A 20227-nucleotide genomic window follows, 5' to 3' on the forward strand; every position below is an offset into this window, starting at 1 on the left:
CTTATGCGGGGGGATATCTTATTGGATTGGGCAGCTGCGGCAAGCGCAATATCGATACCGATACAGGTACAGAAGAACTGGCGCACGAGGAAATGATCGCCACCATTGTCTATCAGCTTACGCGCGGCATCTCCCCCAGCCAGATCAAAGAGGGCGGATTTGACGCTTACTTCGTCGATCACACCACCGGCATCTACCCGGCGGATGCGAACGGTATGCCGTTTAATGCGGCGACCCTGCAATCGACCGGCGACCCGATCACCGATCTGTTCGAGGACATGGCTGCGGAGCAGAAGGCCCGCACTACCTATGACAACATCCTGCGCCTGGCCGACGACCCGGATGTGCGCGACGCCATCAAGTTCCTGCGGGAACGCGAGATAGTACACTTCCAGCGGTTCGGCGAGGCCCTGCGCGTGGTACAGGATAACCTGGATTCTAAAAACTTCTACGCCTTTAACCCCGCGTTTGATACACAGAGGAATCGGTAACATTACAACAAAAGCAGGGTGGACGCCCGCCAGCTTCCACCCTGTTTGCATACAAAAAGACCGCCGTTGGAGAACCGGCGGTCTTTTGTTTAGCCTTTCGGCTTAAATTTAATTGTTAAGCAACAATTATTTGCGTTTCGCAACAGCGATACCAGCAACAGAGACAACAGCCAGAGCAACAGCCAGGCCTACGAAATCGTTAGCGCCGGTGTCGGGGTTGGTCTCAGCGTCGGTACCAGTCTCGCCTTCGCCCTCAGCAGCAACCAGCTCGGTGTCGGACAGGATGTAGTTGCCGAGCTTGTTGGTTTTGATGGTCCACTCGTCTTTGCCGTCGTCATACTTGGCATCCTCAAGCACAGCCAGTTTGCCATCCTCATAGCTGTAGATGTATTTCGCATCGACAGGGATGGTCAGCTCGCCGGTCTTCTTGAAGGTCTTGTTGTTGCCAGCAAACAAAACAGCGGTGATGTCAGCGCTGGGGAATTTGTCCTCAAGAGCCTCGGGAACATCGGTATCCATTCTCAGGAACAGATCCTTCTGGCCTTTCGCAGCGACCTTGAAGATCACGTTGTCGACATCGTCATTGCTGAACTCGATCTCGATCTCGTCGTTGTCGTCGATATCCTCAAACTTCACGACAGGGCCGTCAACCTTGAAGTAGGGTTTCGCATAGGACTCGTCGTAACCAACAGAAGCAGCAATGTCCTTGGTATCAGTGGAATTACCATTACTATCATACAGAGTGATAGTCAGTTCGATATCCTGCTCTTCCATCTGGAACTTATCAGCAGTGGTGAAGCTAACATACGCTTTTTTAACCTTAGCGTTATCTTCCTTAATGGTTTTGATCACAAAGCTGGTCGCTTTGGAAGAGATATAGGAACTACCGGTGGAAATGGAAGTTCTAACTTTCACATCGTTCAGTTTGGACAGTTTGTCAAGCGGCATTGTCTCCTTGTCATCCACTACTTCCAGATAATAAGTGGTATTAGCATCCAATGCGGTCTCACCATCAACGGGATCCATCTTGTCGTGGTCATCATCATAGGTGTAGAGCGCCTTCTCGTTACCAAATTTGATATCCGCAACTTTTTCAGCCGCGAACGATACAACGCTCATGCTAGCAGCCATAACGCCAGCAAGTACAAGAGCAAGTACTTTTTTCATTGTGAATTCCTCCATTTAAATTTTTTTAATCGCCAAGCGGGCTCTCCACATCCCGCCTGAGCTTCAGGGTTGCCGCAACCGGGTTCTCCATCCCGATTGACTACCCTTAGTATAACCGCCCTGGTTACAAATGTCAACGGTTTTTCAAAAAAAATTGTAACTTTTCTGTAACCAAGTTGGCTTTTTCGCCTGAGGCTTCCTGAATCACCGCTATTTTTCAGTTTTTGCGCCAGTATTTACGCGCTTTTTCCCGGTTTCGGTTACAGAGCGGTTACTGCATGGCCGCAAAAAGCCACCCATCCCAGCTACGGGATGGGCGGCAGTGCGAACTCATTCACTTTTTATGCGGGAGGAGCACAGCTGCACAGGGGAGCAGCGCGACCAGCCCCGCCGGCCAAACCACGTCGCCGGTGTTCGGGTTGGGCTCCACCCCTTCGGGAATCCAATCGTCGTCCAGCGGCGTCTGTACCGGCTGCTGCACAACGCCTGTGGCAAGCTCCGTGTCCGAGATGATGTAGTTGCCGAGGATATTGGTCTTGATGACGAACTCCTCCGCCACATCGTCGTAGCTCACGCCCTTCACCTCGCCCAGCTTGCCGTCTTCATAGGAATAAAGGTAGGGCGCCGTGCGCCTGCCGTCCTTCCCCTCGATCATCTCAGCCGGTATGGTGAGGATGCCGGATTTGCGGAAGGTCTTGTTGTTGCCCGCAAACAGCACCGCGGTCATGTCCGCCTCGGGGTATTTCTCCTCCAATGCCGCGGGAACCCCGTCGTCCAGCCGCAGGAAGAGGTCGCGGTTCTGCGGGCCGCCCACCAGAAACACCGCCTTGTCGTCAAAGCTGAGCTCATACTCCTTGAGGTCCTCGTCAAAGGTGACGACCGGCCGCTCATCCACCAGGGTGGTGTAAAAACCAGCCGAGTCGGTTCCATATCCCACCGTGCCGGAGAGGGTCGCCTCCCAGATGCGGTCTTCCGCGCCCATCACGGCATATCGGTCGGGTTTCTTTTCATAGATTGTGATGCCCAGCTCGTAATCAACCTCCTCCATCTGGAAGCGGTCGTCCGTGCTGAATTGCAGAAACAGCGCCTTGCCCTGCCTGCCGCCGCTTTTGATCCTCTTGGCAACGGCGGTAATTTCCGATGAAATGTAGCCTTTGCCCTCCCCGATATCGCTCAATATTTTAAAGTGGTCGGTGATATCCGCTTCCTTCACGGAGCCGTCGCTCAGCGTCAGGGGGACATAATAGGTGGTATTGGCTGCGAGGTCAATCTGCCCGAGCGGCCCCTCCAGGGACATCGCTTCGGCTTCCTCGTCGTAGGTCATCACAGCCGGGCTCACCCACAGCCACACGGGGGCGTCACCCGGCGCGGCCTGTGCCGTCACCGCCGCGCCAGCCAGCACAGCGGCGGCAAATAGAGAGAAAATCCATTTTTTCATCGCCCCAGGTTCCTCCATTCTCATCCGATTGCTTTGACATGTCTCTAGGTTTCAGTATACCGGACAATCCCTTTTTTGTCAATAAATCTTTATTTTGTTGTAACCATTTTGCAATTTTCTTTTCTTTATTTTTCTTTTTTTACATATACTCAATATATTTTCGAGATAATTAAAAGTTAATTTGGATGGTACGACAGAAATCCAGTGTTTTTCTCCCATTTGTAACCATTTTGCCATCTTCCTACTGCGGCGAAGGTTGCTAAAAAAATTCGCCGCGTATATACTACTGCTAAAAGGAGGTTTTTCGCATGGCAAGCCGCGCCGCTTTTTTTGATATCGACGGAACAATCTCCCGCGAGGGGATGATCAGCGAGATGTTCCGCAAAATGATTAAATATGAGCTGATCGACGACAGCAAATGGTACAGCGAGGTCAAGCCCGCCTATCTGCGGTGGAACCGGCGGGTGGGCGATTACGACACCTATCTGCAAAAGATGGTGGATATCTATACCGAAACGGTACAGAACACCAGTGCTTTTCACATCACCTACATCGCCAAGCGGGTGATCGAGCAGAGGGGTGAACGGGTGTACACCTATACGCGCGACAAGATCAAGTGGCACCGGGAGCAGGGCCACCTGCTGATCGCCATCTCCGGCTCCCCGGTGGAGCTGGTGCGGGAGATGAGCGCCAAATATGGCATGGATGACTACCGCGGCACGGTCTATCATGTCGGGGCAAACGGGTGCTACAACGGCAAAATCACCCCGATGTGGGATTCGCGCAGCAAACGCGCCGCCCTGTTGGAGCTCGCCCAAGCGCACGGCATCGATCTGGCGGAAAGCTACGCCTATGGCGATACCACCGGCGACCTCTCGATGTTCCGCCTGGTGGGCCACCCGTATGCGATCAACCCCACCCGCGAGCTGCTCACCCGCATCCTGGAGGACGATGAGCTGCGGCGGCGCATCCAGATCATCGTGGAGCGCAAGGACGTCACCTACCGGCTCGGGGTGGACAGTCTCGACCTGGTTTGACGGCCGGCAGAAAAAGGATATCCCGCGTCCCCGGCTTTTATGGTATACTGGCGGCAGAAGAACCATTTCAAAGTAAAGGAGAGATTTTGATGCTATCCCGCTGCAAAGGGCTGGCGATCCTGGCCGCCCTGCTCGTCTCCCTCTCGGCCTGCGCCGCGCCAGCCTCCTCCGCGCCGCAGACCCAAACCAGCCCGGTCAGCTCCTCCGTACCCAGCGAGGAAAGTAAACCAGCGCCTGCCCCGCATCTCACCGTAACCGCGGGCGCTGAGTCGCTGGAGGTCACGCCCGGGAAGGACGATGCGGACGCCGTCATCACGGTGACCTCGCTGGAGGCGCTTCCCGCCTTCGCCTCCTCCCCGGATGCGAAAATCAGCATCACGGACGGCGCGGGAAACGCCGCGTTCGACGGTACGGCGGCTGAAATCCAGGACTTTATCCCCGCACGCAACGGCGATTACCGCTACACGGTCACCGACGGAACCGGCGGGGAGACGTTGGTCTACCGCTTTACCGCGCGCTGCGCCCTCCCAGTTGAGGTCGAATTGCAGAACGATTTTGCGGCGCTCGGCGAGGTGATTGCCATTCACGCCTACTACGCGGACGGGATGGAGCTCTCCGCCACCACCGATCTCAACTTCCAGCCGAGCTTTTACGACAATGGGGACAGCCAGCTCGCGCTGCTGCCCATCCATTACGCCACCCAGCCCGACGTTTATAACCTGTCCATCACCGCAGGGGAACAGCAGTTCAATTACTTAATCACCGTAAACGACCGCGAATTTGAGGTACAGCACCTGACTGTGGACGAGGACACCACCGCCAACACGGTGGGGAGCGACGCGGCCAACCGCGAATGGGATGAAAAGATCGAGCCGCTCAAGCTGGTATCCGATCCGCAGCAATATTGGGACGGCCAGTTCCTACAGCCGGTACAGGGCAAAATCACCACCGAGTTCGGCATGATCCGCTACACCAACGGCTCGACTGTGGCCTCGCGCCACAGCGGCATCGATATCGCCGCCGCTGCGGGCACGCCGGTTTTGGCAGCAGGCAGCGGCAGGGTGCTGTTCGCCGACTTCATCCAGCTCACCGGCAACACGGTCATCATCGAGCACGGCTTCGGGGTGAAAAGCTGGTACTACCACATGCAGTCGCTCGACGTGGCCGAGGGCGATATGGTAAAGCAGGGCGACCCCATCGGCAAGGTGGGCAGCACCGGGTTCTCCACCGGGCCTCACCTGCATTTCTGCATGTCGGTCAACAACGTGTTCACCAACCCCTGGACCGCGTTCGAGCAGGGCATCGGCTGAACAAGATAAATCCACAGGCGGTGCGCAATTTCGTGCACCGCCAATTTGTTACACAAGAGCATGGGGTTGTGAAGTTTTGTGGCCGAATCTGCCCCTTTTTCATACACTGGAGTATCACCAGCAGTTGGGAAGGGGGACCCTTTATGACCACAAGGGATGTCATCCGGGGGATGGAGCTCGCGGCGCTCGCCTATAAACAGGTTCAGCCGGTCTACAGCGGTTGCCAGCTCACCGTCATCGACGACCGGGATACCGGGGTGCAGTGCTATGTCCGGCAAAGGGGCGAGCTGCTCGTCATCACCTTCCGCGGCACCGACTCCGCGCAGGACTGGCACACCGACTTCACCTTTTGGAAAAAGGCGATCCCCTACGGCAACAGCTCCTCCAAAATCCGGGTGCACACCGGCTTTCTCAACGCCTACAAATGCCCGCACGTGAGGGACCGCCTCCACGGCATGGTTACACCGGATATCCGCCGCATCCAGGTTTTGGGGCATTCCTACGGCGCGGCGCTGGCGGTGCTGTGCGCGGTGGACCTGGAATACAACTTCCCGGATCGCGACTACGAGGTTCTGTTGTTCGGCTGCCCTCGCGTGGGCAACCGCGCGTTTCAAAAATCTTACAACAAGCGGGTGTTCAAAACGCTGCGGGTGGAAAACGGCAACGATATCGTCACCAAGGTTCCGTTCGCAAGCTGGGGATACCGCCATGTCGGCATCCGCATCCCCATCGGGGCGCCCCGCATCTTCGGCCTCGTCTCACTGGAGCAGCACCGGCCGGAGAACTACTATTCCAGCTTGTTCCATCAGTTCGCACCGTAGGGAGGGATTGCCGATGAACCCATGTGAACTCACGGTGGCAATCAGCGCACTGGCCTCGTCGATTGCGCGCTGCCTGAGCGACGACGAGCTCTCACTGCTCGCCGCAGTGCTGACGCAGTTGGGCGACACTCTCGCCACCATCAGTGTTCAACGGGAGATCTGTGAGGCCCACACAGCGGATACAAAATAACCGATTTTCCGCATGTTTTCAATTATTTCATCAATTTGTTGCAAAAACTTCCCGGTTCCTTCAATTCTCGCTCATACTTTGCCGTTATAATAAAGACATCCCAAGAGGGATACCGCAAAACGGTTCTTTGCACCGGCCAACTGCAAGAGTCCAATGCGGACGGGATTCACATCCCGCACAAATAGCTTTTTCTTTCCCCTTCCCTCCTTTTCTTTTCTCTTTCTTTTTTTACCTCCAAAAGAAGGCGCCGTCCGAAGTTGATCGGACGGCGCCTTTTCCGTTGTCAAAATCTTGCCCGACGCCCGGGGAAACGGCATCGGGGGGTACCCCCAGCGCAGCCGGCATCCGCCGAATCCCCAGGAGCACCTCACTTTAGCGGAGTCCCCTGCTGGCCGCCGGTTCGCTTCAAGATGAGGCAGATCACCTCCGGCCGGTTGAACAGCCGGATGGGGAACCCGCTGTTGCCCAATCCCCGGCTCACCGCCATGGTCGTCCTCCCGGCCGAATAGGCGCCGCTGGTGTAGCGGGGGAAAAAGCCTTGACCGGGCGCAAACAACCCGCCGATGAGCGGCAGCCGGAATTGGCCGCCGTGCGCATGTCCGCAGCACACGAGGTCGGGTTGGCACGCCGCATACAAATCGATCATCTCCGGCCGGTGGGAAAGCAGGATGATAAAATCCCCCCGTCCCGGCTCGGAGAGGGCGCGCAGCCGGGCGGCAAAGCGTTCTTTCCCCGCCCCCTCCGCATCCTCGGGGGAAAAAAATCGCGGGTCGCGCATCCCGAGCACGGTGATGGTGTCATCGCCTTGGGAGACGAAAATCGCCCCGTCCTCCAGGACTGTCACTCCTGCCTGCCTCAACCGGCGTTTGAGCTCCCCATAATCCGCAATCGTTCCCTCGTGGTTGCCCGGCGCATAGCAGATGGGGGCGATTTTCGCCGCGCCCTCGACCAGCTCCATCGCGACGTCGAGATCGGTGCGCCGTTTATCCACCAGGTCCCCCGTAATCACAATCAAATCGGGGGACGCCTCCCGGATGCGGTTCAACAGGCGCTCCTGCCCGCCGCCAAACCGCTTGTTGTGCAGATCCGACAGGTGGACGATGCGGTATCCGTCAAAACCCGGGGGGATGCGCTCGCTGTGCAGGACGAGCTCGGTCGTCATCAGGCCCTGGTTCTGCCACAGCAGAAAAGCCGTTCCCCCCAAAACAACGCCGGCCGACAGCAATAGGACGATTGGATTCCTGAAGTCTAATCTCATACCGTTTCCCCCCATCCGCTGGTTGCGTTCTAAATTTTTGGTTCACTGCCGTTTTTCGTTACCATTATACCATAAAAGCAGGGGTTGCAAAGCTGCGTTCTTTATAAAATGTTTCGCCGGAATCGGATGTTTTTCTCTTAGACGCCGCAAGGGGCCCGCGCATCTCAATTGGATACGCGGGCCCTCTGCTCATCAGGTTATTTTGCTTTATTGTTTCTGTCAGTTGCCGCTGTGTCTCCTGTGAATCACAAGCGCACCGGTTCCGACGGCTGCTATGGCCGCAATCGCCATTACAGCGATCGCCCAAGCCGGTACGCCGCTTTCGGTTGCCTCGGGTGCGATCTGTGCCGCTGGAGCTTCCGCTTCAGCCGGGGCCGCAGGCTCGATCACCGCAGGCGCCTCAGGAGCGGCCGGCTCCACAGGTACCGTCGCCTCCGGCGCTGCGTTCGGAATCGTCGCTGCCACCTCGCCGCCCGTTTCGGGGTTGCTGTTCGCCGCGGGTGCGTTCACAGCGGGCGCTTTCTCCTCGTTGCCAGCCATCGCGATCAGCTCCGCTCCGCTGTAATAAACAGCGGCGGCATCCGTCGCAATGTTGACGATCAGGTGTTCCTTGCCCGCAATCTCCACGTTCAGCTTGACGCCTTTCGCCTTTGCCTGATCCAGCACAGTCGCCGGCATCATCTGGCCATCCTCCAGCTTCACGCTGATCGTATCGCCCTCGGACGCGTTCCCGATCTTTTCAGTCACGCTATCCCAGTAGTCGTTGTCGCTCGCCTTGCTGACGGAACCCTTGGAGGGTTTGCCCGGGGCCGGGTCAACCGGCTTCTCTTCTCCTGCCAAGTCCAGACCATCGAACGCAGCCAGTACCACGTCATTCGCCGCATTCACAAGCTCCACCGTCAGCTCGTCGGTCTCTTCCAGCGCTTTCAGCCCGGCCACCGCGCTCTCCAGGGCGTTCCAGCTCTCCGCTGTGTAGTCCGCCGCCTTCAGAGCAGCGAGGTTTGCCTCAGCGGCATTCACGACCTCCGCCAGCCGCACCAGCGCCGCCGCTCTTGTCAGCTTCGCCGCCAGCTCGTCGATCTCCTCCTGCGTCGCTTCGTCATTTTGCAGCAGGGTTTCCGCCTCATCCAGCAGCGCATTTACTTCGGTGAGCGCCGTCTGGTCTTCCGCTTTGTCCACGATCTCCTGCGCTGTTGCGACAGCGCTCTCCAGGATCGCAAAGTTCGCTTTCCGTTTCAGGCTGTTCAGCGCCTCGGTCAGCGCTTTTTCGGAGGCTTTCACCTGTTCTTCGGTCGCGCCGTCGTCCTCCATCACCGGCTGTGCGGCCGCAACTGCATCATCCAGCGCTTCCAGCGACGACGTGGTGTACTTCTCCCTCGTCACTTCAGCAGCCATCTTCAGCAGCTTTTCCAATACGCTCTTGTCAACAGGCTCCCGCTCGGACACTTCCGTGATCGTCCGCATCACGCTTTCGTAACAAGCGTTGATCTCCTCCTGAGAAGCGCCGCTCTGCAGCAGTGCCTCGGCTTCCTCGATCGCTTCGGTCAGCGCTGCGATCGATTCATCGGTCAGGTTGAGGTTCTCGTCGTCCAGCAGGTCCTGCGCCAGCTCGATCGCCAGCTCCAGCAGGCTGGTATCCACCGCGTAGACGAGGCCGTCGCGCGCCTTCACCAGCGCGAGATAGGCGTCGAATACATCCTTCTGGGTCGCCGTCTTGCTGTCCACGATATCCTGCGCTGCTTCCAGCGCCTCGGTCAGTACAGCAAAACTTTCCTCGGTGTACCGCTCCGCGTCATACTTCCCGTCGATCGCTGCGATCAGCGCCTCCAGCAGACTCTTATCTACATCGCCGAGCTCCTCAACCTCCACGAGCGCAGCGGTTGCAGCTCCCAGCGCCGCCTTGGCTCCATCGATCTCGCTCTGTACCGCCCACTCCTTGTCCAGGACAGCTTTCGCATCCGCAAGCGCCCCGGCAAAGCCGGCCCAGCTTTCGGCGGTGTAATCCGATTCCTTCCGCGTGAGCGCCTCGTCGTAAGCGGTTTGCAGCGCCTGCTTGTCCCCCACCTCGACCGGGGTGAGGTCGATGCAGTCGAGCTGGGCAAAGCTCGCATCCAGCCCGGAATGGGTGAAAGTGATGGTGTTCTTGCCCTTGGGCAGTTGGATGGTCACTTTGTACTGGTGCCAATCGCCCCAGGTGGTCGCATCCGGATAGAAAACGATCTGTGCGCTGTCCGCATCGCCGTTGATGTAATATTTGTGCGACGCATTGGGGAAGGCCGTGTGGCCGTCCGCCGTAATCACCATTTCGTAGGGACCTTCGACCGGCGCGTTCACCGTGAAGGTGACCGTTGCGTCCGCATTGTCGATCGAGGCGACATGCTGCCCGCCGGAGGAGGTAGCGCCGCCTGCGATGCCCGCCGGCGCGGTGACGACGCCCTTTTCGGCCTCATACCGGACGGTGGCGTATTCGTCCACCACCGGCAGCACCAGATCGATGCAGTCGAGCTGGGCAAAGCTGTTTTCTATTCCGGAATGGGTAAAGGTGATGGTATTCTCGCCTTCTTTGAGGGTGACGTCGACCGAGAACTGCCGCCAGTTGAACCAGCCGGTCCCGCCGGGGTAGTAGACGATCTGCGCATTGCCCACGTCGCCGTTGATGTAATATTTGTGCGACGCGTTCGGGAAAGAGGGGTGCCCGTCGGTGGTGATGATCATCTCATACTCGCCGTCGGCGGGTGCCTCCACCGTGAAGGTCACCGTCGCGTTTTCATTGTCGATCGACTGGACCTGCTTGCCGCCGGAAGAAGCCGTATGCTCACCGACAAACGCCGGGGCGGTGACCACCGCATCCTCCGCCTCGTAGCGGACGACGTTGTCCAGCACCTTGACCTGCACCTGGGCGGTCAGGTTGTTGCTGTTGACATACACCTCGGAGGGCGCCAGGATGCCGGTGAAGGTGTAGGCGCCTGCGGCCGACATGTCGTAATCCGCGCATCTCCAGCTCGTGATCTTGGCCGTCGCGGTCACAGCAGGATCGCCGTAGGTGATCTCCACCTCCTGCGGCAGCTTCGCGGACACCGCATTGAGCGAGAGGTACTTGCCGATCTCGACGCCCTTGAGCGCCGCCACGCTGTTTACCACGCCGCGCGTCTCGATCCCGGTTTCTTCCACGCCGATCTTCAACACATTCTTTGCGAGGTCGTAGTCCATTTCATTGGGCTCGTCCATCGCCAGCACCCGCTCGGCATATCCGATGGATTGTTGCAGGCGGGCCCACGCCTCGTCGGTGTAATCCGCCTGAACCTCTCCGCGGGCCTTGGCCAGCTCGGTTTGAAGCGCCGCGTCATAACCGGTCAGGTCGGGGCGCCGGCCGGTGGTCAGCACAAATTCCGGTGTGAATACGCTACCCGAGGCGTCGCTCAGGCGCAGGTAATAGGTAGTTCCATTCTCCAGCCCGGTCACGCTGGCCTTGTCGCTGGCAAACTTGCTGTTGATGCCGTAAACGACATGGTCGTACACGCCCGGCTGGGCGCCGTATTCGATCTTCATCTCTCCGCTTGCGCGCTTATATGCGAGCTGGGCGCCCTCGAACACGCTGTAGACGAGATCCTCATAGATCAGGTCGGTCGGTTCGGTCGGGATACTCGTCGCCTCTGCGATCTCGGCCTCGGTGAGGTTGCGCACCCGGAAGGAGGAAACCTCAAACGCCTTGTTCCAGGAGCGGACGCCCACCCTGCCGTTGGTGTAGCGGTTATCCGAGAACTGGCAGACCTTTTCGCCGTCGATATAAATCACGATACTGCTGCCGCACACGACCACCTTGAGCTGATAATCCCTTCCGGACACGATGTTGTACGGGGTATCCTGCACCAGGTTCCAGCCGTTTGCGCCGAAACCAAAGCGGACAGCTCCGTTCATCAAGCCGACATAGTAGCCAAAGTAAGCGTCGGTATTGGTGGTAGCGCTCTCATCCACGTTGGTGGTGCGGAACATCACGCCGAAGTCCGCGCCGCCGTCGGTATTGGTGCGCATTGTGGCCTCCACTGCGTAGTCGGTCCAGCTCTCATCGCCGGCGACCACCTTGATATTGCCGTCGGCTGCAACGCTCATCTTCCCCTCGGAGAAGGTGACGACGCCCGGCGTGCCGGAGGGGCTCCACTTCTGGGCGCTCGCCGCAGGGTCGCTGAAGTCGTCGTAGAAGTCCGCCACAGGCGCATCTGCACCCGGGCCGCCGCCGGTTGTGGCCGAAACCTCCTCGGACTCCACCGTCTTGCCGTCCAGCAGCATGGAGAGCTTGAAGTAATAGGTGGTATTTTCCTCGAGACCGGTGAGGTTCGCCTCGTTGGTGCGGAACCCGGAGGCGCTCACCGTGTAATTGCCGCTCTCGGTGCCGTACAACACGCGGTAGAAGCCGTCCGCACGGCTGACGTTGGTGGTCAGCTTGACCGAATTCACACCGGTCTCCATCTTCGTGATCTCCGGTTTTTCCAGCTTGCCCACCGGCACGATCTCGATGCGGTCGATGGCCACATCGCTCTCGCCAAACAGGCGGATGTTATTGTACTGCCCGTAACCAAACTGGAACGCCTTGACGGTGGTCCCCAGCATCGAATCGTTCTGCGTGGGCAGCAGGCCCACCAGGTCGTCGAGCACAAACGGACCGCTTCCATCCACAAAATCAACCGTCTGGTTGTACTTGGAGTTGATGTTTAGGCGCAGGCTGCCCGAACCGGTGTAGTAAATCTTGAGCTGATAATTCTCCGCGTTGGGAACCATCAGGTTGTCGAACTCGAGCACCGGCTCGCCGTCCAGCGTTTTGGACACGGCGTCATCGGCTTTGCGCACGACGGTGGGCTGCGCCTCGCCCACGCGCGGCATCTGGACGATGCGCAGGCGGCTGCAGCCGTAGGGGATCAGCTCGATCTCCTCCTGCAGCGCGGCGTTCTCCGCAATGGGGGAATACGGCGGCTCGGGGACCACGTTATTGAGCAGCTGCCATTCCGGCACCACCTGGCCGGTCGCCCGGATGACCACCGGCGCGTTGTCGGTGTGGAACGGCTGCAGCTCGATCTCGTCCGCCACCGTCACCTCAAAGGAGGAGGCGGGGTTGTTTTCGTCGTACACCAACGCGTAGTTCCACCGGCTGGCGGGGGTCACCTCGCGGCTGGGGAAGTCCGCCGTGGGGGCCACGCCGCTCGGGGACGTCTTGAGCACGCGGGAGTCGTTCATCTCGGGGTCGGGGGTGTGCCAATCCTCTTTCACCTTGACGGTGTAGATCAGCGAGCCGCGCTCCACCGCCGTGGAGTTGTTGTACCAGGTGCTGGTGCGGACCTCCATCGGGAAGTCGATCTCCACCGTGTCGCCCGCCGCCCATGCGCGGTCGATGGTGAAGTAGCCGCCGGACAGGGTTCCCTCGGCGGGCTGCCCGTTCACCTGGAAGGAGGGGGCTTCGCACCAGTCGGGCACGCGCAGCACCAGCGGGAAGGACGCGGCCTCGCCCTCGTAATCGAGCGCGATCGCACCGTCGAACGGGTACTTGGTCGCCTGGTCGAACACGGCGGTCTTGCCGTCCGCGACCTTGGCGATCACCTTGTTCGGGCCGTAGGAGATCACCGCGAGCCCGTCGTCCGCCGTGGCCATCCACATGTTCTGGATGAACTTCGGCCAGCCCATGTGCATGTTGGAGATGCAGCAGGCGTCGCCGGCCGGGGCCGCAAAGGCGCTGGAGTTCCCGTGGTCATGGATGAACTCGTGGGCGCCGTTGGTCGCCATCATCTGGCTCTGCGCCTGGAAGTAGTTGTGCGCCGTGAAATCGGGTGTGTAGCAGGCGGGCAGGTTGTTGTAGGCCACCCGCTCCATGTCGTCGCCGATCCAGCTATCCCCCAGGATGCGCATCGCGATGCCGTAGGACATCAGGCTCTCGACCACTGAGCACGCCTCGGCGCCCACATACGGCAGGTTGTCGCGCGCCCACTCGTCCGAGTTGGCCAGACCGTCCACCCGCGCGTGGTCGATGCCCATGTTGAAGATGCCCTCGCGGATCGCGTTGCGGTCCCGCTCGGAGCCGGTGTACTGGAACTGCACCGCCGGCGACTTCATCGCCTGGGTGGTGTTCACCACATGGTTGCGCACCGTGCTGTCGGTGAAGATGGTGGTCCAGTCGTTGTAGTTGCCGTAGATGCCGTGGGAGTTTTTCATCAGCTCCTGGGCGACCTCGATCAGCCACTTGCTCGCTTCGGGGTTGTCCGGGTTGCAGACGCGATTGTAGTACCACAGCACCACCTCGGCGTTGTCGCCCGCGCGGGCGGCCGCCCAGCTGGTCACCGGATAGTCCGGAAGCCGATCGTACTGGAAACGGAAGTACTTCTCAAAAAACGGAAGCACCCGCTCGTCCGGCGCGCCTATGTACTCGGTGTATTCGTAATAATCCCGGATCGCTTCGATCATAATCATGCGGGGCCACCAGTCCCAGCCGCCGGACATGCCGTCGCCGTCGGCCAGCGGGCCGAAGAATCCGTTCTCCCGCTGGGTATCGAGGCTGAAGTCGATCCATTCCATCGCCTTTTCCTTGAGCTCCGCGTCGTCCAGCACAAAGGCCAGCGAGATCAGGCCGCGCGCATAGTACGGGCCGCGCTCCCAGCCGTCGCCGGAACCGCCGCGCCACCCGTTGGTGCCCTTGTACATCTCATACAGGTCGTGCATCTCGCCGGTCAGGCCGTTTTTCTGGAGCAAAAGCTGTTCCTTCAGCCAACCTTTCGCCTGCACAGCGCTCATCGGCAGCTGCACAAAGGGGGAGGGTTCCAGGTCGCCCTGGTTGGAGTAGTAGTTTTGGTTGCCCACTCGCGGCGTCTCGGCGTATGCGGTGGTGCTCAGCCCAGTCGCGGTGCTCAACGCCATCGCCACAGCCAAAACGGTTGAGATCAAGCGTTTTGTCATGTGTGTTTCTTCCTCCTTTTGTTATTTTCTTTTCTCTCTCGGTTCTCTCACAGGAGTTTTCGCCCCTCTGCAAAATAAGCCTAATTTTATTATATTCCATTCTTTTTTTGCTGTATTTATAAAATTCGCGCATCATTGTATAAAAATTTGATATTTTATGTCGAATAAGAAGAAAGGAATACTAAAAATGCCGCCTCCTCTCGGCGCTTCCTGCTGCGGGGCGAAACGGACTGTTTTCCAACCTCTCGCCCAGTATAGCATAAATCTTTCCACAAATTAATACGATAATTTAGCAATTGTTTAATATTTCATGATATTTCATGAAACTACATGATGTTTTTCATGAAATTTACATGATTTTACAATTCATGCAATTCCAACAAAAAAACGGGCCGAAAGATGGACATTTCTCTCCATCTTTCGGCCCGTTTTGCCGGTTTGGTCAGTCAATTTCAACAGCGACCTTGATGTCCTTGCGAACAGCAGCCGCTTTCATCACAGCGCGGATCGCTTTGGCGATTCTGCCCTGCTTGCCGATGACCCTGCCCATATCGCCCGCGGCCACGTGCAGGTGGTACACGATGGTACCATCCTCCAGGGGGCTGTCGGTGGTGATACTGACAGCGTTTTTTTCCTCGACCAGACCCTGTGCAATTGTTTTCAGTAGCTGTTCCATTGCAACCTCCAATGCGGCTTACAGAACGCCGTTCACTTTCAGCAGCGCTTTGACGGTATCCGTGGGCTGCGCGCCGTTGGAAATCCATTTCTTCGCCTTTTCCTCATCCACTTTGATCACCGAGGGGTTCTTGGTGGGGTCGTAGTAGCCGATCTCTTCGATGAATCTGCCGTCTCTGGGATATCTGGAATCCGCAACCACAATGCGGTAGAACGGCGCTTTCTTCGCGCCCATGCGGCGCAGTCTGATTTTAACAGCCATGTTAGGTACCTCCACAAAATAATAGATTCATATTCTGGGTGAAACGCGCTTCCCCCAGCTATTTTATCAACTTGCGTTGAATAAAAACGGTTTTATTTACATCCCCGGCGGCGGACCGCCCATGCCGCCCATCATGGCGCGCAGGCGTTTGCCCTTTTTGCCGCCCATCGACCCGAACTGCTTCATCATTTTCTGCATCTGGTCGAACTGGCGCAGCAGCCGGTTGACATCCTCCACCTTGGTGCCGCTGCCTGCCGCGATGCGGCGCTTGCGCGACGGGTTGATGATGGCCGGCTTGGCGCGCTCCGCCCTGGTCATCGAGTTGATGATCGATTCGACCTGCCTGAGCTGCGCTTCGCCCTGCTGGGCCTCCTCGTCGCCGATCTGGCCCTTCACGCCCGGCAGCATCGAAAGGATCTGGCCGAGCGGGCCCATCTTGCGGATCTGCTTCATCTGTTCGAGCAGGTCGTCGAGGTCAAAGGAGTTCTCCTTGAGCTTCTTGGCCATCTTCTCGCTGCTCTTAAAATCGAGCTGCTCCTGCGCCTTGTCGATGAGGGTGAGCACATCGCCCATGCCCAGGATGCGGGAGGCCATGCGGTCGGGGTAGAACGGCTCGAGGTCGTCGAGCTTTTCGCCCATGCCGACGAACTTGATCGGCTTGCCGGTGACCGCGCGCACCGAGAGCGCCGCGCCGCCGCGGGTATCGCCGTCCAGCTTGGTGAGGATGACGCCGTCGATCCCCAGCGCTTCGTCGAAGCTCTTGGCCACGTTCACCGCGTCCTGGCCGGTCATCGAGTCGATCACCAGCAGGATCTCATGCGGGCCGACCTCAGCCTTGATGTTTTTGAGCTCGCCCATCAGTTGCTCGTCGATATGCAGGCGGCCCGCAGTATCCAAAATCACGATGTCGTGGCCGTAGTCCTTCGCGTGGGAGATGGCCTTTTTGGCGATCTTGACCGGGTCGCCCTGGCCCATATCGAACACCGGCGCGCCCGCCTTCTCGCCCACCACCTTGAGCTGCTCGATCGCGGCCGGGCGGTAGACGTCGCACGCCACCAGCAACGGGCGCTTGCCCTGCTTTTTAAAGTAGCGCGCCAGCTTGGCCGAATGGGTGGTCTTACCGGAACCCTGCAAGCCGCACATCATAATAATAGTGGGAATCTTGGAAGAAAATTGGATACGGCTGTTCTCCGCGCCCATCAGCGAGGTTAACTCCTCATCCACAATTTTGATCACCTGCTGAGCCGGGGTCAAGCTGGTCAATACGTCCGACCCTACTGCCCGCGCGGTGACCGCGGCGACGAAGTCCTTCGCCACCTTATAGTTGACGTCCGCCTCCAACAGCGCCAGGCGCACCTCGCGCATCGCGTCTTTGACGTCCGATTCGGTCAGCCTTCCCTTGGAGCGCAGCCGTTTAAACGCCGCAGAAAGCTTGTCCGAGAGTCCTTCAAAAGCCATGGAGCCACCTGCCCTTTCCGGAATGATTTCAATTAATCCGCGCTCAATTCGGCGGCGATATTGATGATGGTGGAGGCGCGCTCCGCAATCTGCCCCGAATAGTGGTATTCGCGGTTGTAAAATTCGATGTCCTTGGCGCATTGCACGATCTGGCTGATGCCCTCCTGCAACCCGCGTAGCTTCCGCGCCAGGCCGAGGCGCTCCTCCATCTCCAGCAGAACCGCTTCACCCCGCTTGATGGAATCGCGCACCCCCTGCCGGGTGATGCCCTCGTGGTCGGCGATTTCAGCGAGGGAGAGGTCCTCATTGTAGTAGAGGTCGATCGCATCCTTCTGCTTTTCGGTCAGGATATCGCCGTAAAAATCCAAAAGCAGTGATATTTCCAGATTTTTCACCGGTCTTTCTCCGCCTTCCTCGACAGTGTAAAGCAATTCTCTTTACATCAACAAGCGCTATTATAACGCATTTCTCCCCTGCTGTCAAGGGGAAGACCTTGTCTTTCTGCGGCCATGCGGCGAATTTCTCTTTTGCAATTATTCACAATTCCAATTATGAAAGTTTATTCATAATTACGAGGGGCAAAAAACGTCATTTTTTTCGCCTCATCCGAAAAATAGCACAAATATTTTTAGGGTAATTTGTATAGAATTTTAAATTTATTTGCTCAAAAAGTGGATGATTTAGTTGATACCCCGCGCTCTTTTTCGGGATAAAATTTGTGATTTTTGTTTCTAAAAATTATTTTTTTGTTAAGAAAAATTGTTTGATAGTTCATAGACATTTATGGACTTTTATTCGCTTTAGTGTTATGATAAACGATGGTTATGCTGCCCCATAACACGCCCCGGCTACCCCGTTTTGTGGGGCTTGGGGCAGTGGAAAGACGGCTTTTGGAAAGCCGCTTTCCAGTAATTTTCCCCGCCGGCGGCCGGCCTCCGGCCCTCAAACGGCGGGTGACGTAACTTATTATAATTATGTAAAAGGTGGTGATTCAATGTCCATCCTTGATTCCATCACGGTTGCGGAGCAGAAAGCGGCTCAGATCAAGCAAGAGGCGGCGGCTGAGGCGCGCGAGACCATCCGCAGCGCCGAGACCCAGGCGGACGAGGAGGCGGCGGAGCTCATCCGCTCGGCCGAGCAACTGGCCGGCTCTTCTCTGAAAAAAGCCGAAGAAGCGGCGCTTACCGAGGCGCAGGGGCTGCTCCAGCAGCAGGCCGCGAAGGATGAGGCCGCGGCAAAGGCCGCGAGGGCCAAGCTGCCGCAGGCCGCGCGCTATATCGTGGAAAGGATTGAGAAGCAATGATTGTCCCAATGAAAAAAGCCGAGCTCTTTGCTCTCAAGCAGGATCGGGACGCGCTTCTGCTGGCGCTCCAGCGGGTGGGCGAGTTTATGATCATCCCCACGGAGGAGGACGCGCAGCCGACCGGGCAGGAGGACGCGCAGCAGGCGCTGCAGCAGGCCGAAAACACCCTCGGGTTTGTGTCCCAGTTTCAGGAGAAGAGGAGTTTCTTCGCCCAGCGGCCCGAGCTTGATCTCCAGTCCTTTTTAAAGGAGGATCCGGAGGCGCTCGAGCTGGAGCAGGAGGCGAAAAAGATCGCGGAACAGCTCGCAGCGGTCCGTTCTGAGCGCTCCACGCTGGCCGCTCAGATGGAGCAGCTCACCCCCTGGCTTCCGCTGGACATCCCCCTGGACCGCCTGACCCCCACCCGCTACGCCAGTTTCCACACCGGCAGCATCAGCGCAGGCGCGGTGGACCCGGTGAAACAGGCAGTGGAGGAGCAGGGCGCCGACCTCACCCTGTTGGCGCCCGGTCCCGAAGGCCTTGCGGCGCTGCTCACCTGCCTTCGGGAGGAGGAGCACGCGGTGCTGGAGGCTGCGAAGGCGGCCGGTTTTGTGGAAAACACCCCGCCGCGCGTGAAGGGGCTCGCCAAGGACGCCTATGAGGCGTACCAGCAGCAGTACCGCGAAGCGCAAAAGCTGGAAGAGCAACTCGTGGCGCAGGCTGAGGAGCTCGCTGGACGCAAGGAAAAGCTGGAGCTCCTGTATGAGCAGCGCAAGGCGCAGGCGGACCGCCAGGCGGTTTCGGCCTGGGAGACCGCGGCGACCTTCCGGCTGGTCGGCTGGGTTCGGTCGGACCGCACCGAGGCGGTCAAAAAGGCGGTCGCGGAGGTCACCGACGCCTGCGCGCTCAGCTTTACCGACCCGACGGAGGAGGACACCCCCCCGACCGTCACCAAGAACAACTGGTTCGTCTCACAATTTGAAACGATCACCGACATGTTCTCCCGCCCGACCACCCGGGAAGGCATCGACCCCAACCCGGTGATGGCCCCCTGGTACTGGCTGATCTTCGGCCTGATGATGGGGGATGCGGGCTACGGCCTGGTGATGGCAATCGCAATTTTCGCGTTTAAAAAGATCAAAAAGCCCAAAGGCGAGTTCGCCAAGCTGATCAACGTCCTGTGGTATTCGAGCATCACGACAATGTTCTGCGGGGTGCTGTTCGGCAGCTACTTCGGCGAGACTTGGCACCCGCTGCTGTTTTCGCCGCTCGACGCGCCCGTACCCATGCTGATCTTCAGCATTATCATCGGCACCTTACATATTTTCTCCGGCATGATTCTCAAGGTGGTGCACGATATCAAGGCCGGCCACTTCTGGGACGCGATGTTCGACCAGGTGAGCTGGATGGTGCTGATCACTGGACTGGGCCTGCTGTTCCTGCCGGCCACGGCCGCAGTGGGCAAGTGGATGGCGATCATCGGCGCGCTGGTGATCCTGTGCACAGCGGGCCGCGGCAACAAGGGCTTCGGCAAGGTGACCGGCGGCTTCCTGGGACTTTACAACATCACCGGCTACATGAGCGACATCCTGTCGTATTCCCGCATCCTTGCGCTGAGCCTCGCCACCGGCGTCATCGGCATGGTGATGAACCTGCTGGCGGGCATGGTGCAGGGCTCGGTGATCGGCTTTGTGTTCTCGCTGCTCATCTACCTGGTGGGCCATGTGTTCAACATCGCGATGGGTCTGCTTTCGGCCTATGTGCACGACAGCCGCCTGCAGTACATCGAATTTTTCAGCAAGTGCTATGAGGGCGGCGGCTACGCATTCCAGCCGCTCTCGATCGACCCCAAATACATTGACGTGGTCACCCACCGTCAATCAAAATAACATGAAAAACATA

General features: G+C 58.3%; 15 protein-coding genes. 7 read left to right on the plus strand and 8 right to left on the minus strand.

All coding sequences use genetic code 11. The features are described 5' to 3' along the window. Positions 1-26 precede the first annotated feature (26 nt). Positions 27-491, plus strand: coding sequence for a manganese catalase family protein (locus H8711_RS06190; protein WP_283245867.1), 465 nt, complete (start codon positions 27-29; stop codon positions 489-491). Between the two features lie 126 nt (positions 492-617). Here H8711_RS06190 and H8711_RS06195 read toward each other — a convergent pair whose 3' ends face one another. Together H8711_RS06195 and H8711_RS06200 are read right to left on the minus strand one after the other, a co-directional pair. Then, positions 618-1439 (minus strand): hypothetical protein, encoded by an 822-nt coding sequence (locus H8711_RS06195; RefSeq protein WP_249282598.1) that lies wholly within the window; start codon positions 1437-1439, stop codon positions 618-620. Positions 1440-1992: 553 nt separating this feature from the next. Continuing rightward, positions 1993-3096 (minus strand): hypothetical protein, encoded by a 1104-nt coding sequence (locus tag H8711_RS06200; RefSeq protein WP_249282599.1) that lies wholly within the window; start codon positions 3094-3096, stop codon positions 1993-1995. Between the two features lie 308 nt (positions 3097-3404). Between H8711_RS06200 and H8711_RS06205 the strand changes: the two genes are divergently transcribed. The 4 genes from H8711_RS06205 to H8711_RS06220 all read left to right on the plus strand — a co-directional run bounded on the left by H8711_RS06205 (position 3405) and on the right by H8711_RS06220 (position 6454). Continuing rightward, positions 3405-4133, plus strand: coding sequence for an HAD family hydrolase (locus H8711_RS06205; RefSeq protein WP_249282600.1), 729 nt, complete (start codon positions 3405-3407; stop codon positions 4131-4133). 89 nt (positions 4134-4222) lie between these two features. Beyond that, the gene (locus tag H8711_RS14000) at positions 4223-5443 is read left to right on the plus strand and encodes a M23 family metallopeptidase (protein ID WP_283245868.1); all 1221 of its coding nucleotides are present in this window, start codon (positions 4223-4225) and stop codon (positions 5441-5443) included. A gap of 143 nt (positions 5444-5586) precedes the next feature. Next, entirely contained in the window at positions 5587-6264 is a 678-nt protein-coding gene (locus H8711_RS06215) for a lipase family protein (protein WP_249282601.1), read from the plus strand. Between the two features lie 13 nt (positions 6265-6277). Beyond that, positions 6278-6454 (plus strand): DUF6774 domain-containing protein, encoded by a 177-nt coding sequence (locus H8711_RS06220; RefSeq protein ID WP_249282602.1) that lies wholly within the window; start codon positions 6278-6280, stop codon positions 6452-6454. Between the two features lie 367 nt (positions 6455-6821). Here H8711_RS06220 and H8711_RS06225 read toward each other — a convergent pair whose 3' ends face one another. From H8711_RS06225 to ylxM, 6 genes are all read right to left on the minus strand, one after another. Beyond that, entirely contained in the window at positions 6822-7712 is an 891-nt protein-coding gene (locus H8711_RS06225; protein ID WP_249282603.1) for a metallophosphoesterase, read from the minus strand. 219 nt (positions 7713-7931) lie between these two features. Then, positions 7932-14648, minus strand: a complete 6717-nt coding sequence (locus H8711_RS06230; RefSeq protein WP_249282604.1) for a CBM35 domain-containing protein — start codon at positions 14646-14648, stop codon at positions 7932-7934. Positions 14649-15090: 442 nt separating this feature from the next. Beyond that, the gene (locus H8711_RS06235) at positions 15091-15324 is read right to left on the minus strand and encodes a KH domain-containing protein (protein ID WP_249282605.1); all 234 of its coding nucleotides are present in this window, start codon (positions 15322-15324) and stop codon (positions 15091-15093) included. 18 nt (positions 15325-15342) lie between these two features. Continuing rightward, on the minus strand, positions 15343-15585 hold the full coding sequence (gene rpsP / locus H8711_RS06240) for a 30S ribosomal protein S16 (protein WP_249282606.1): 243 nt from the start codon (positions 15583-15585) through the stop codon (positions 15343-15345). Positions 15586-15681: 96 nt separating this feature from the next. Next, positions 15682-17043, minus strand: a complete 1362-nt coding sequence (gene ffh / locus H8711_RS06245; RefSeq protein ID WP_249282607.1) for a signal recognition particle protein — start codon at positions 17041-17043, stop codon at positions 15682-15684. Between the two features lie 32 nt (positions 17044-17075). Then, complete coding sequence (ylxM, locus tag H8711_RS06250) at positions 17076-17438, minus strand: YlxM family DNA-binding protein (protein ID WP_249282608.1); 363 nt, start codon at positions 17436-17438, stop codon at positions 17076-17078. A gap of 599 nt (positions 17439-18037) precedes the next feature. Between ylxM and H8711_RS06255 the strand changes: the two genes are divergently transcribed. Together H8711_RS06255 and H8711_RS06260 are read left to right on the plus strand one after the other, a co-directional pair. After that, complete coding sequence (locus H8711_RS06255; protein WP_249282609.1) at positions 18038-18346, plus strand: hypothetical protein; 309 nt, start codon at positions 18038-18040, stop codon at positions 18344-18346. Then, a complete protein-coding gene (locus H8711_RS06260; RefSeq protein ID WP_249282610.1) occupies positions 18343-20214 on the plus strand; it encodes a V-type ATP synthase subunit I in 1872 nt (623 codons plus the stop codon). The genes H8711_RS06255 and H8711_RS06260 overlap by 4 nt, the downstream gene beginning before the upstream one ends. Positions 20215-20227 lie beyond the last annotated feature (13 nt).

Source organism: Ligaoa zhengdingensis (genome assembly GCF_014384885.1).
Taxonomy (GTDB): Bacteria; Bacillota; Clostridia; order Oscillospirales; family Ruminococcaceae; genus Ligaoa; species Ligaoa zhengdingensis.

Bases quoted from the DNA above. Each gene is read 5' to 3' on its own strand.
- H8711_RS06195 (WP_249282598.1), bottom strand. From the start codon at position 1,439: ATGCCGCTTGACAAACTGTCCAAACTGAACGATGTGAAAGTTAGAACT.
- H8711_RS06200 (WP_249282599.1), bottom strand. From the start codon at position 3,096: ATGAAAAAATGGATTTTCTCTCTATTTGCCGCCGCTGTGCTGGCTGGC.
- H8711_RS06220 (WP_249282602.1), top strand. From the start codon at position 6,278: ATGAACCCATGTGAACTCACGGTGGCAATCAGCGCACTGGCCTCGTCG.
- H8711_RS06235 (WP_249282605.1), bottom strand. From the start codon at position 15,324: ATGGAACAGCTACTGAAAACAATTGCACAGGGTCTGGTCGAGGAAAAA.
- H8711_RS06205 (WP_249282600.1), top strand. From the start codon at position 3,405: ATGGCAAGCCGCGCCGCTTTTTTTGATATCGACGGAACAATCTCCCGC.
- H8711_RS06260 (WP_249282610.1), top strand. From the start codon at position 18,343: ATGATTGTCCCAATGAAAAAAGCCGAGCTCTTTGCTCTCAAGCAGGAT.
- H8711_RS06225 (WP_249282603.1), bottom strand. From the start codon at position 7,712: ATGAGATTAGACTTCAGGAATCCAATCGTCCTATTGCTGTCGGCCGGC.
- H8711_RS06230 (WP_249282604.1), bottom strand. From the start codon at position 14,648: ATGACAAAACGCTTGATCTCAACCGTTTTGGCTGTGGCGATGGCGTTG.
- rpsP (WP_249282606.1), bottom strand. From the start codon at position 15,585: ATGGCTGTTAAAATCAGACTGCGCCGCATGGGCGCGAAGAAAGCGCCG.
- H8711_RS06255 (WP_249282609.1), top strand. From the start codon at position 18,038: ATGTCCATCCTTGATTCCATCACGGTTGCGGAGCAGAAAGCGGCTCAG.
- H8711_RS06215 (WP_249282601.1), top strand. From the start codon at position 5,587: ATGACCACAAGGGATGTCATCCGGGGGATGGAGCTCGCGGCGCTCGCC.
- H8711_RS14000 (WP_283245868.1), top strand. From the start codon at position 4,223: ATGCTATCCCGCTGCAAAGGGCTGGCGATCCTGGCCGCCCTGCTCGTC.
- ffh (WP_249282607.1), bottom strand. From the start codon at position 17,043: ATGGCTTTTGAAGGACTCTCGGACAAGCTTTCTGCGGCGTTTAAACGG.